The organism is Sphingopyxis sp. USTB-05 (genome assembly GCF_023822045.1).
Taxonomy (GTDB): domain Bacteria; phylum Pseudomonadota; class Alphaproteobacteria; order Sphingomonadales; family Sphingomonadaceae; genus Sphingopyxis.
Genome location: NZ_CP084712.1, coordinates 2,313,286 through 2,325,419, shown reverse-complemented (window position 1 = coordinate 2,325,419; position 12,134 = coordinate 2,313,286). Strand labels below are relative to the sequence as shown.

General features: G+C 61.1%; 11 protein-coding genes. 9 read left to right on the top strand and 2 right to left on the bottom strand.

The window, feature by feature from the left end; genetic code table 11:
* The 8 genes from trbK-alt to KEC45_RS10560 all read left to right on the top strand — a co-directional run bounded on the left by trbK-alt (position 1) and on the right by KEC45_RS10560 (position 7,101).
* A complete protein-coding gene (gene trbK-alt / locus KEC45_RS10595) occupies positions 1–252 on the top strand; it encodes a putative entry exclusion protein TrbK-alt (RefSeq protein WP_054727780.1) in 252 nt (83 codons plus the stop codon).
* The gene (gene trbL / locus KEC45_RS10590; RefSeq protein ID WP_252172004.1) at positions 249–1,532 is read left to right on the top strand and encodes a P-type conjugative transfer protein TrbL; all 1,284 of its coding nucleotides are present in this window, start codon (positions 249–251) and stop codon (positions 1,530–1,532) included. Before trbK-alt ends, trbL begins: the two co-directional genes overlap by 4 nt.
* A gap of 4 nt (positions 1,533–1,536) precedes the next feature.
* Positions 1,537–2,220, top strand: a complete 684-nt coding sequence (gene trbF / locus KEC45_RS10585) for a conjugal transfer protein TrbF (protein WP_054727777.1) — start codon at positions 1,537–1,539, stop codon at positions 2,218–2,220.
* 11 nt (positions 2,221–2,231) lie between these two features.
* A complete protein-coding gene (trbG, locus tag KEC45_RS10580; protein ID WP_234716179.1) occupies positions 2,232–3,053 on the top strand; it encodes a P-type conjugative transfer protein TrbG in 822 nt (273 codons plus the stop codon).
* An 80-nt stretch (positions 3,054–3,133) separates the two neighbouring features.
* Positions 3,134–4,285 carry a TrbI/VirB10 family protein gene (locus KEC45_RS10575; RefSeq protein WP_054733351.1) on the top strand — a complete coding sequence of 384 codons (1,152 nt, stop codon included), beginning with the start codon at positions 3,134–3,136 and terminating at the stop codon, positions 4,283–4,285.
* Positions 4,285–4,509 (top strand): DUF2274 domain-containing protein, encoded by a 225-nt coding sequence (locus KEC45_RS10570; RefSeq protein ID WP_054727774.1) that lies wholly within the window; start codon positions 4,285–4,287, stop codon positions 4,507–4,509. Before KEC45_RS10575 ends, KEC45_RS10570 begins: the two co-directional genes overlap by 1 nt.
* Entirely contained in the window at positions 4,506–4,712 is a 207-nt protein-coding gene (locus KEC45_RS10565; protein WP_082395575.1) for an AlpA family transcriptional regulator, read from the top strand. Before KEC45_RS10570 ends, KEC45_RS10565 begins: the two co-directional genes overlap by 4 nt.
* 877 nt (positions 4,713–5,589) lie before the next feature.
* On the top strand, positions 5,590–7,101 hold the full coding sequence (locus KEC45_RS10560; protein ID WP_193749129.1) for a serine hydrolase: 1,512 nt from the start codon (positions 5,590–5,592) through the stop codon (positions 7,099–7,101).
* A 175-nt stretch (positions 7,102–7,276) separates the two neighbouring features.
* Here KEC45_RS10560 and KEC45_RS10555 read toward each other — a convergent pair whose 3' ends face one another.
* Together KEC45_RS10555 and KEC45_RS10550 are read right to left on the bottom strand one after the other, a co-directional pair.
* Positions 7,277–8,176, bottom strand: a complete 900-nt coding sequence (locus KEC45_RS10555) for an energy transducer TonB (protein WP_083435739.1) — start codon at positions 8,174–8,176, stop codon at positions 7,277–7,279.
* 334 nt (positions 8,177–8,510) lie between these two features.
* A complete protein-coding gene (locus KEC45_RS10550; protein ID WP_062179613.1) occupies positions 8,511–9,671 on the bottom strand; it encodes an aminotransferase class I/II-fold pyridoxal phosphate-dependent enzyme in 1,161 nt (386 codons plus the stop codon).
* Between the two features lie 464 nt (positions 9,672–10,135).
* Here KEC45_RS10550 and KEC45_RS10545 point away from each other — a divergent pair, with 464 nt between their 5' ends.
* Entirely contained in the window at positions 10,136–12,025 is a 1,890-nt protein-coding gene (locus KEC45_RS10545; protein ID WP_062183766.1) for a CocE/NonD family hydrolase, read from the top strand.
* Positions 12,026–12,134: the final 109 nt, after the last annotated feature.

The following is a 12,134-nucleotide window of genomic DNA, read 5'->3' as shown; positions in this document are numbered from 1 at the left end:
ATGGGCCGGGCGGGCGGGCTGGTGATGGCGGCAATTGTCGTGGGTCTTGCGCTGACCCTTGCCCTCATCGCCGCGCTCGATCCGCCCGCGCCCCGTGCGTCCGCTCCCCAAATCTCCGGAGCGGACGCACCCCCCGACTATGGCGACACGTTGCGCCGCTGCCGAACAGCCACCGAGGCCGATCCCGAGTGCAAGGCGGCCTGGGAAGCCAAGCGGCGCCACTTCTTCCGTTCTGGAAAGCCCGAGCAATGAACGACACCGGCGTCATCGACAATTTCCTGTCGGTCTTCTCGACCTATATAGACAGCGGCTTCGGCCTGCTCGGCGGCGAGGTCGGCTTCCTGTCCTCGACACTCATCGTGATCGACGTGACGATTGCGGCGCTCTTCTGGGCGTGGGGCACCGATGAGGACGTGCTGCAGCGGCTCATCAAGAAGACGCTCTATATTGGCGTCTTCGCCTTCATCATCGGCAACTTTCAGGCGTTGTCGGTCATCCTGCTCGAGAGCTTCGCAGGCTTGGGTCTCAAGGCGAGCGGTGGGGCGATGGCGGTCGGCGACTTCATGGGCCCCGGCATGATTGCCGCGACCGGTCTCGATGCCGCCGAGCCGCTGCTCGATGCGACCGCCGATCTCGTAGGCCCCGTCGGGCTCTTCACCAACTTCGTCCAGATCCTGATCCTGCTGATCGCCTGGGTGATCGTCGTGCTCGCCTTCTTCATACTCGCAGTGCAGGTCTTCGTCACGATCCTCGAATTCAAGCTCGTGACGCTCGCGGGCTTCGTCCTGCTGCCCTTCGCCTTCTTCAATCGCACCGCCTTCATGGCCGAGCGCGTCCTCGGGCATGTCATTTCCTCAGGCATCAAGCTGCTTGTCCTCGCGGTGATCACCGGGATTGGCGTCACGCTGTTCGAGCGCTTCATGGAGGCGGGCCTCGGCACCGAGCCCGACATCCGCGAAGTGATGGCGATCGCGCTCGGCGCGCTCACGCTCTTGGGCCTCGGCATTTTTGGTCCGAGCGTCGCCAACGGCATCGTCGCCGGTGGTCCGCAGCTCGGCGCTGGTGCCGCGGCGGGAACGACCTTGGCCGCTGGCGCGACGATTGCCGCCGGAGCCGCCGGCGCCACCCTCGCAACGGGTGCCGCCGCATCGATGGCCGGGAAGGGCGCGGCAGGTGCCTCGCGGGCTGCCGGATCGGCCTCCGCCTCTTACGCGCGCGGTGCTGCGGGCAATTCCGGGATGCGGGCCTTTGGTTCGGGCATGGCCAATGTCGCGCGCGACGCAGCGAGCGGCGCGGGTTCGCCCTTGCGTAAGGCCGCGGCCAAGCTTCGCCAGAACTTTGCCGACGGACAGGCGAGCAAGGCGGCGCCCGCCGCTGCAACCGGTGCGGAAGCCTCCGGCCAGCCGGCTTGGGCCGCCGCCATGAAGCGACGGCAGGCGATCACCTCGGGCGCCACGATCGGCGCGCAGACACTCAAGCAAGGCGACAGCCATGGCGCCGGTTCAGCCCCCGATATCAGCCAGAAGGATTGAGACCATGTTCCGACGACCACACCAACATTACGGAAAATCGCCCGAGCCGGTGACCCCCTATCAGCGCGCCGCGCAGATTTGGGACGATCGGATCGGCTCGGCGCGGATCCAGGCGAAGAATTGGCGGCTCGCCTTCTTCGGCTGCCTCGCGCTTTCGGGCGGGCTCGCCTCGGCGCTTGTCTGGCAGTCGCTGCGCGGCACGATCACCCCTTGGGTGGTTGAGGTCGACAAGCTCGGCGAGGCGAGGGCGGTCGCGCCGGCGGACGCCGACTATGCGCCCACCGATCCGCAGGTTGCCTTTCACCTTGCGCGCTTCATCGAGCATATCCGCTCGATCCCCGCCGATCCCGTAGTGCTGCGCGCGAACTGGCTCAGCGCCTATGATTTTGCGGCGACGTCGGGCGCGCAGGCACTCAACGATTATGCGCGCAACAACGACCCGTTCGCCGAGGTCGGCAAGCAGCAGGTCGCTGTCGATGTGTCGAGCGTGATCCGCGCGTCGAAGGACAGCTTCCGCATCGCCTGGACCGAGCGCCGTTATCAGGACGGCGGCCTCATCGAGACCTCGCGCTGGTCGGCGATCGTGACCGTCACGATCCAGCCGCCGCGCACCCCCGAGGCACTGCAAAAAAATCCCCTCGGTCTCCGAGTGACCGCCATCAATCTTTCCAAGGAGCTCAGCCAATGATCAAAATTTCAATGCTCGTAGGCGCCGCACTGTTGGCTTTGCCCCTCCACGCAGCACCTGGCGATCCGCGCACGCAGGTCGGTCGCGCCAACGATGCAGCGCGCGTGCAGCCCGAGCGCACGACCTTCCTCAATGCTATCCAGCAATATGCTTGGGCAGAGGGCGCGTTGTTCCAGGTCTATACCGCGCCGGGCCAGGTGACCGATATCGCGCTACAGGAAGGCGAGGAGCTGGTCGGGCCCGGTCCGGTCGCCGCCGGCGATACGGTTCGGTGGATTATCGGCGACACGCTGAGCGGCGAAGGCGCGACGCGGCGCGTTCATATCCTTGTGAAACCAACGCGGCCCGACATTGTCACGAATTTGATCATCAACACGAGCCGCAGGACTTATCACGTCGAGCTTCGCGCGACGCCATCGACCTATATGGCCGCTGTTTCGTGGCGCTATCCGCGGGACGAGCTGATCGCGCTTCGCGCCGCCGAAGCCGAGCGTGTGCGGGCCGCGCCGGTCGCCGGCGGGATCGACCTGCCGTCGCTCAACTTCGCGTATCGGATCAGCGGCGACAAGGTCGCATGGCGACCGTTGCGCGCGTTCGACGACGGCCGGCAGCTCTTCGTCGAGTTCGGCCCTTCGGTTGCGACCGGCGAAATGCCGCCGCTGTTTGCGGTCGGCGAGAAAGGGGCGGCCGAACTCCTGAATTACCGGGTCGATGGCCGCTTCATGATCGTCGACCGGCTGTTCGAACGCGGCGAGCTACGGCTCGGGGCAGGTAAGGCGGCGAAGAAGGTTCGCATCTCGCGCGACACGCCGGTCGAGCGAGGCCGCCCGTGAGCCGGCGCGAAGACGTGCCGGGGGATCCGCTCGATACGACGGAAGCGAGCCCCGCGGCTCCCGAAGCGGAGGCGGCGGCGATGGCGCCGCCCAGTCCCGACGGCTTTCGTCTCGAGGGCGAGCTGCCGAACGTGATGCGCTTGTCGCGAAAGACGCTCGCCGTGCTGGGCGGGGCCGCAGGAATCGCAATCGGGGGCGCCTTGCTCTGGGCGCTGCGGCCAGTCGATCCCAAAGCCGCGCAGGAACTTTACGAGGTCGCGGTGCCGAACCGTTCCGAGACTGTGACCGGCGCCCCGGCCGATTATGGCGCCGTCCCGAAACTCGGTCCGCCCCTGCCGGGCGATTTAGGCCGACCGATCGTATCGGCGCAGAAGGCGGGCGAGCCGATGCCCGTGCCCGCAATGGGGCCGCCGCCAGCCGACCCCGCGCAATCGGCACGTAAACAGGCAAGACTGCGCGCTATGCAGGAGCGTGAAGCCGCCCAAGGCAGTCGGCTCTTCTTGGGGGGAACCGGCGGTGCGATGTCCGGAACGACTGCAGCCGAGGCGCTGTCTTCGCAAGCTCAGGCCGCAAACGTACCAGAAGGTGCAAAAACGGGCCGGCAGGCTTTTCTCGCCGGAGGCCCGCGTGGTGGGGCCGAAAGCGGTGAGCGCATTGTTGCGCCGAGCTCGGCCGCAGTCATTCAGGCAGGAACCGTTATCCCGGCAGCGTTGATCACTGGTATCCGCTCGGACCTGCCCGGCCAGATCACTGCGCAGGTCACGCAGAATATCTACGATAGCCCTACGGGACGCTTGTTGCTGGTTCCGCAGGGCGCCCGATTGATCGGCGAATATGACAGCGAGGTCGCGGCAGGTCAGCGCCGGGTACTTCTGGCTTGGGATCGGCTCATTTTACCCGGAGGACGATCTATTCGCCTCGATCGCCAGCCGGGTGCCGATGCGGCCGGCTATGCAGGACTCGAGGATCGCGTGAACAGTCACTGGGGACGCATGCTGCGCGCCGCCTTGGTTTCGTCGCTACTCGGAGTCGGTACAGAATTGGCGGCGAGCGGCGAGGGCGATCTTGTCCGAGCGCTTCGGTCCGGCCTGCAGGACGGCACGAATGAAGCGGGACGGCGAGTTGTCGAGCGAGAGATTTCCATGGCGCCGACGCTCACGGTGCGCCCCGGCTTCGTCTTTCGCGTCATCGTGACGCGGGATCTCGTTTTTGAGAACAGCGAGCGTAGGTGATGAGCAAGCTTCGCCTTGGCCCGATCATTGAAGAGAAGCCCGTCAAACTTACGATTGAGCTCCCGGGCGCTCTCGTGCGCGACCTTCAAGATTATGGTGCTGTCCATGCCAAGTTGAACGGATTGCCCGAGGCGATCCCGCCCGAGCGGCTCATTCCTCCTATGATCGAACGCTTTATTGGGAGCGATCGGGAGTTTAGCAAGCAGCGCCGGAGGAAGCCATGAGCGACCGCCCCGACCGACTTGTTCGCCTCGCAACTGTAATTTCGCGCACCGGGCTCTCGCGATCAACGATCTACGAGAAGATCGCCGACGGCACTTTTCCGAGCCAGATCCGCTTGAGCAAAACTGCCGTCGGCTGGCGAGAGTCGCAACTTGATCGATGGATTGCAGACCCACCCTCTTATCGAACCGACATTACGGGGTAAGGGATCGTCCTTTTCCGCCGATCTGACTGCGAGCGACATTTCGCCCGGCCACCCGTGATACCATTGTTTGCACGACCGCACTCGCTTCGCCACCACAGGTCAAGCCACACTCCTGCAGATTTCGACCTCAGAAATCCCGCGTCCGGCGATGGCCTAAGCCGATGTTCAGCTTCGTGCGGTACATCATGTTGCTGTGGCTTTGATCCGCTTCCTCTCACCACGGCATGGGGACCCTTATTCTCCTCTCAAAGGGCGATCCATCGCGACCAAAATCTTCGACACGATCGGCTATATGAAAAACGTTCGTTCGAATTTTTTTCGCCAGCTGAAGAAATGTGTGGGGGAAAATGTGGGGGAATCAAGCCCTCTTGACGACCTAAAATACTGATAAATCAGGTAGTAAATCTAAGGTTCGATACAAGCCCTGCCACCAGGGGTTTTCCCCACACAACCGAGAGCATCGACAGAAGGCCAAGCGCTTGCGCTGCTTTCAGGTGATCCGTGTCCGCCAGTCCATGCCGATCCGGACGTGTCAAATTCCTCCTGAGGGAGGAAATGTGGGAAAAAACTGATCATTCCAAACCTAACTGCAGCGACGGCAAAATTGGAAGATCGGCCGGGTCGCCGTGGCAATGGCGAGGGCCTTTTTTCGTCGTGTCACCGAGCGGAGCGAAGTTCGGGGTGGGCCGTGTCCAGAAATTCGGTCGCCGACACGCCTTCGATCTGGGGCGCGCATCGCTCTACGGTCAGAACGACAGGCCGTTGACAATTTCTGTTCGGGGCAATTATGCTCATATCAGAAAATATTTTCAAAATAGAAATTTCTTGCGGAGGGGCATACAGCGTGGTCTCGAATAAACGATTGAGGCATTTTGTCGTGTCTAGCGCGAGCCTGGCCCTGTTCGCCGGTCAGGTCTTCGCTCCGGCTTTGGCCGAGACGCCCACTCCAGCGCCGGTGATATCGCCGGCGACGCCGGAAGCGCTCATAGGGCTCGACGCATATATCGAGGGCGCCCGGCAGACTTGGCAAGTGCCGGGCCTGTCCATCGCGATCGTCAAGGATGACCAAATTATATATTCCAGAGGTTTCGGTGTCCGCGAGGATGGCAAGCCGGGCAAGGTCGATGCCGATACCGTCTTTGCGATCGGATCCGCGACCAAGGCTTTCACTGCCGCGGCGCTCGGCATGCTCGTCGATGAGAAGAAGATCGAGTGGGACGGCGCGGTGCACGATTATATGCCGTCGTTCGAACTTCAGGACCCCTATGTCACCCGCCACGTGACCGTACGCGATCTGCTGTCGCATCGCACCGGCGTCGTTACCAACGGCAGCCTCTGGTATGGATCGGGGTTCGACCGTCAGGAAATCATCCGGCGGCTACGCTTTCAGGCCGAGACGCTCGGTTTTCGCAACCAGTTTCAGTATCAGAATGAGATGTTCATCGTTGCGGGCGAGATCGTCACCGCAGTGAGCGGCGCCAGCTTTGACCAATTCATTACCCGCCGCATATTCGAGCCGCTGGGAATGCGCCGGACCAGCACCAGTATTACCGCTCTCAAAGCGATGAACAATGTCGCAACGCCGCATGTGCTGCTCGAAGGCAGGATGATACCGGTCGAATATCGCATGATCGACAATGTCGGCGGCGCCGGGGTGATCAACTCCAGCGCTCGCGACATGGCGCAGTGGCTGCGCCTGCAATTAGGTGGCGGCACTTTCGAGGGCAAGCGGCTGATCGCCCCCACGACGCTGGCGGAAATGCATAGCGGTCAGATCGTCCCGCGCGGACGAGCCGACCCGCTTTTCAAGTTCAGTGAATACGGCCTTGGCTGGGGCGTGCAGGAATATCGCGGTCAAAAGATTGTCCAGCATTCCGGGGCGATCGACGGGATGCAGAGCATGGTTGCAATGATACCTGAAAGGAAGCTCGGCATAGTCGTGCTGACCAACGGCCTGCGCACAAAGCTGGCTGCGGCCGTCGAATTGCGAGTGCTTGATGCGTTCCTTGGCGGGCCTGCGACCGATCACAGCGCCGCCATGAAGCAGGAGAATGATGACGCGGTCCGAATTGCGCGAGAAAAGGCAGCGGCGATGTCGGGTCCAGAGGCGATTGCGCCCGCGCGACTGCCGCTCGGTCGCTATGTCGGCACCTATTCGAGCGACTTGCTCGGTAAGATCTCGATCACGCTGGCCGACGGCAAGCTCAAGCTAGCACGTCCGCAGGCAACGGCGATGCTCAACCATGATCGCAACGATATGTTCAAGGCACAGTGGGATAGTCCTGGCCAGATGAGCATAATCGGCCAAACCCCCGTCGGGTTCACCTTTGCCCCGGATGGAGAGATCGCCACTCTGGAACTCGGTGGCGACAAATTTGCGCGCGAATAGGTGTTCTTGAAGGGTGCGCATCTTCCACCGTCGATGGACAGCTTATGAAGTCCGAAGCCAATAAGCTGGTCGCTATTGGCCGGGAAGCTGCGACCTGAGCTTCCTGCGTTCATTCAATTCGTTGGAGCCTAAGAAGCGGAACGTTTCCAATTTTCGTGAGTCCCGTCACCCACTGTTACCACGAGCGTGTGGGAATGGCGAAGTGAGCGCTGTTGGTATAATAGGAGGCGACCGGCTTTCCGTCCGCGTCGAGCGCCGGCTGGAACCGGGCGCGTGCCATGATCTTGTTGCACACCGCGTCGTCGAAGTCCTTCGGCCGAGTCGAGAGCTGGATATGGCAGCTCTGAGGGATTCCCCGTTCATCGACAATCAATCGGAAATGTACCAGCCCTTGGTAGCCAAGGAACCTCATCCGAGACGGATAATCGCTGCTCCTCAACCATTTGCGGGGGTCGCCGTTAGGCGTGACGCGGCGCGACAGCCTCTTGTCTACCTCGGCATCGATGCCCCAACCGCGAAGCAAATCGTCGTTGCAGGCTGTCAGCGCCTGTTCGGCGGCCAACATTGATCCGGTTTCGAGTACAACCGACCGCTTGCCAGCAATGCGCAGTTCGAGAAATTGGATCGCGGAGTAGAGCGCGGGATCGATGGGCCGTCGCCTATTTGGCTCTCCCTCATCTTCCAGAGCCGCCTCTTTGGCATCATAGCCCGTGATCCACACGTTCCCGCCGACGACGATCGCGGCCTTTCCGTTGTCGAGGGTGCCGGGTGCAAACCTTTTCTCGAATTCGGCATCGTTCGGACCGAAGCGAAGAACGATTCTGCGTACATCGCTACGCACGTCGACCGGACTACCGACAAGTGTCATATGGACTCTCGGGCCCGGCCGAAATCGGTCGAGGACAAGCGTCACCTCTTCTTCGCCACTACCGAATGAACGCGCCAGCCGGCAACTGTCGTCGGCATAGTTGACGTGCCAGTTTGACGACGGCTGGAGGCGCATCGGCTCTGCTGCGTAAGCTTGCGGCATGAAGGCCAAAGCTAGGAAACCGGTTAAAGTTGAAAAGTGCCACATGAACTAACCTCATCAAGCATCCGCCGAGCTGAGGAGGATTGCGACTTGGATAGCCCATTTTCGGTATTATTCTATAAAATACTTTCGCTTAACTAATGCGGCCGCGCCATTTTTTCGGAATCGTGATTTTGTCATCATTCAATAGTTACGTGGCCCTTGGTAAGGCTGCCGTTTTCAGACCCACCTGTCTTGGAAGCTGCCGCGACCAGCCGATTTAAGCCGCCGCTCATCAGGAGATCGACCTACGTCGGCTTTCGCTATTGTCGCGCCAAAAGCTGCCAGACCGCGAATGGCCAATGTCATTCGGTTGCTGCTACACGATTGCTTAAAAGTCTCATCCAGCGAGCGGGATAGCCGCTCCGGCCGCCTTTTGGGCAGTCAGCCATGGTTCAATGCGCCGTATCGCCTCCTCGACCAGGTCGGTGGAGACCGCGAAGCTGAGGCGGATGAAAGCCTTGCCATCGACCGGATCGAAATCCAGCCCGGGCGCCACCGCCACGCCCGTGTCGCGCAGTAAGGCTTCGCAGAAGGCGAGGCTGTCATCCGTCAAATGGCCGACATCGGCGTAGATATAGAAAGCGCCATCGGGCGGAGCGATCCGCCGAAGCCCCATTTTGGGAAGCGCTTTGAGTAAGAGTTCGCGATTGCGCGCATAGGTTTGGATATGACCTTCGAGCTCCTCGCGGCAGTCGAACGCGATCAGGCCGGCATGCTGAGCGAGAGAGGGCGGCGTCAGGAACAAATTGCCCATGCGGGCACGCGCCGCGTCGATCAGCTTCTCGGGAACGACGAGCCAACCGAGGCGCCAGCCCGCCATGCTGAAATATTTCGAAAAGCTGTTGACGATCAGCGCATCGGGCGAGTGCTTCAGCATAGTTTCAGCGGGACGGGTATAGCTTAGCCCGTGATAGATTTCGTCCGAGACAAGGGCAATGCCGCGGCGTTCGCAGACCTCCGCCAAAGCCCGCAATTCCTCCGGCGGAATGATCGTGCCGGTGGGGTTGGCCGGGCTCGCGACGATCAGCCCATCGGGCGCGGGCTCAAGCCGTTCGACCGCTTCGGCCGTGATCTGGAACCGTTCGGCTTCGCCGCAGGCGAGCTCGACCGGCTCCAGATGAAGGGCTTTCAGCGTATTGCGATAGGCAACATAGCCGGGGCGCGCCAGCGCAACCCGGGCGCCGGGGGAAAACAGGCAGGAGAGCGCAAGGACCAGCGCCGGTGACGCGCCGCAGGTGAGGATGACCTGTTCGGGTTCGACGCCGACCCCATAGGTTTCTTCATAGTGCGCCGCGATACGTGCCTTCAGTTCCGGACTTTCCCAATAGCCCATGCCGTCGGTATCGAGAATATGGTGTGCCGCCTCGATCGCCGCCGCGGGAGCGCCGGTCGAGGGTTGACCGAACTCCATATGGATCACCGACCGTCCCTCGGCGCGCATCCGATGCGCAAGACGGCTGATCGTGATGGCATGAAAGGGATCGATTTCGACCGGCATGGTAAACTCCACATAATATCGACCAACACGTCGCGCCGGACTGATAGGGACACCCGTGCGATTGTCCAACGCAGCTTCTTTTGCCGGCATTCTTGTACATGCCTGAGCGACAGTGCCTAGGAGCACACCAACAGTTCACGCGGCAGTCTTCACGACATGCTGCGCCACGACCTCCTGCACCTGGGAACGCATCGCGCGGACGTTGGCTATCGTCACGAAACACTGATAATTTTCAATTCTCTCCGGCACTGACTCCCGAACGTCCACATGTGCACGCGATGCACCGCAAACATGCGTCTGCCAACGGTCAGCCCCAGTCAGTTGACACGACACGAACAGTTCGACGTCCATCGGAGAAAACCATGCAGTTTGGAGAAATGCAATCCTGATTGGAAAATTATTTGGAGTTGATCGGCGAATCCGCCATGGTCGAGCTCCCAGACACGGCAACAGGATTCGCGATCATGCGCATAGGTTCGATCCGTCACAGTTTTGCATTGTCCGCGTTGTTACTTGGTCTTCTCGTTGGCGCGCCTGCGATGGTTCAACCGGCGGCGAGTCCGCCGATTGCCGCCGCTCCAAGCCTCTCCGGATATGAAGCGCAGGATGTGATGATCCCGACGCGCGACGGCATCCGGCTGCACGCGCAAGTCTGGCGTCCGAAGGGCCATGTCGGCGAACTTCCCATTCTCATGACACGGTCGCCCTATGGCTTTACGCGTGATCGGATCGACCGAAACCTCAGCAAGGCGGGGGCCTATGGCGAGTTGGCTGAGGACAAGTTCATCTTTGTCTTTCAGGACATTCGCGGCCGCTTTGGCTCCGAAGGTGAGTTTGTGAACCTACGCCCGCTGAAGAAGACGGCCGACGGAATCGACGAGGCGACCGACACCTACGACACCATCGAGTGGTTGATCAGGAACCTGCCTGAAAATAACGGCAAAGTCGGCGTGTTCGGCGTCTCCTATGGCGGCTGGACCGCAGCTATTGCGACAGTGAATCCGCATCCCGCGCTCAAGGCGGTCACATCGCAGGCGTCGCCCGAAGATATGTTCATCGGTGACGACTTCCTGCACAATGGTGCCTTCCGGCTCGATTATGCCTGGTCGTGGGTGTCGGCGCTGGAGACCGACGGGCGGACGATGAACGCGTTCGATTTCGGCACCGACGATGCCTATGGCTGGTATCTGAAACAGTCGGACCTCGCCAATATGGATCAGCAATTGCTCGGCCGTTCCATGCCAAGCTGGCAAAACTTCGTTTCACATCCAAACTATGACGGCTTTTGGCGCGCGAGCCGAACCTCGCACATGATGCCCAAAAAGGTCGCTGTCCCCAATCTGATCGTTGCCGGCTGGTGGGACCAGGAAGATTTTTATGGTCCCATGACAATCTATGCCAATCAGGAGAAGGGTGACGACCGGGGTCTGAATTATCTGGTGGTCGGGCCATGGAACCATGGCGGTTGGCGCGGCGATGGAAGCAAATACGGTCCGTACGAACTGGGCGGGCCGACGGGGGAATGGTTTCGCACTTCGGTGGAGCTTCCCTGGTTTCGCCATTGGCTCAAGGGCATCGGCAAACTCGATCAGCCCGAGGCGCTCGTTTTTCAGTCGGGTAGCAATCGGTGGCAGCGCCTTTCGCGCTGGCCCGCCGCCGAAGGCAGGCGACGCAACCTGTATCTCCATCCCGAAGGCAAGCTCTCCTTCGACGCGCCGCAGTCGCGCAAGGGCTCCAGTAGCTTCGTTTCGGACCCGGCGAACCCGGTTCCTTATCGCGATCGGACCATATTGAAGCCGTTCATGCGGCCGGGGTCTGACTGGTCAACGTGGATATCGGACGACCAGGCGCCCTTTACGCAAAGAAAGGATGTGTTGTTCTGGCAGACCGAGCCGCTGGTAGAGGATGTTACCGTCGCTGGCGACATTGCGGCGCGCTTGTTTGCCAGTACGACTGGCACCGATGCTGACTGGGTGGTCAAGCTTGTCGACATCTATCCGTCCGATGCGGCGATACCCGAGGGCTTGCGCGGCCGTCAGCGCATGATTGCGAACGATGTGTTCCGCGGCCGCTTTCGCGTCAGTTATGAAAAGCCGGCGGCGCTCAAACCGGGTAAGGTTCTGGAATATAGGATCGACCTCCATTCGGCGTCGCATGTTTTTCAAAAAGGCCACCGTATCGGCGTGCAGGTCCAGAGCAGCTGGTTCCCGCTGATCAACCGCAATCCGCAAACTTTCATACCCAATATTCTGAGGGCGAAGTCAGGGGATTATCAGGCGCAAACCCATTCGGTCTTCTATTCGCGTGACTTTCCTTCCTCGATCTCGATGTCCGTGGCACCAAACGGTAAATGATCAGCCCGCGAATGAACCCCGTGGGCTGGGAATTCCTTTCTCTTTGCATCCGACGAAGCTTAAAAGAACAACCGGCCCCGATGCTTAAGCGTGTCCTCTGGGTCGGCGA

Coding starts and splice junctions, on each gene's coding strand:
- KEC45_RS10575 (WP_054733351.1), top strand. CDS start 3,134: ATGGCGCCGCCCAGTCCCGACGGCTTTCGTCTCGAGGGCGAGCTGCCG.
- trbG (WP_234716179.1), top strand. CDS start 2,232: ATGCTCGTAGGCGCCGCACTGTTGGCTTTGCCCCTCCACGCAGCACCT.
- trbL (WP_252172004.1), top strand. CDS start 249: ATGAACGACACCGGCGTCATCGACAATTTCCTGTCGGTCTTCTCGACC.
- KEC45_RS10555 (WP_083435739.1), bottom strand. CDS start 8,176: ATGTGGCACTTTTCAACTTTAACCGGTTTCCTAGCTTTGGCCTTCATG.
- KEC45_RS10570 (WP_054727774.1), top strand. CDS start 4,285: ATGAGCAAGCTTCGCCTTGGCCCGATCATTGAAGAGAAGCCCGTCAAA.
- KEC45_RS10550 (WP_062179613.1), bottom strand. CDS start 9,671: ATGCCGGTCGAAATCGATCCCTTTCATGCCATCACGATCAGCCGTCTT.
- trbF (WP_054727777.1), top strand. CDS start 1,537: ATGTTCCGACGACCACACCAACATTACGGAAAATCGCCCGAGCCGGTG.
- KEC45_RS10565 (WP_082395575.1), top strand. CDS start 4,506: ATGAGCGACCGCCCCGACCGACTTGTTCGCCTCGCAACTGTAATTTCG.
- KEC45_RS10545 (WP_062183766.1), top strand. CDS start 10,136: ATGCGCATAGGTTCGATCCGTCACAGTTTTGCATTGTCCGCGTTGTTA.
- trbK-alt (WP_054727780.1), top strand. CDS start 1: ATGGGCCGGGCGGGCGGGCTGGTGATGGCGGCAATTGTCGTGGGTCTT.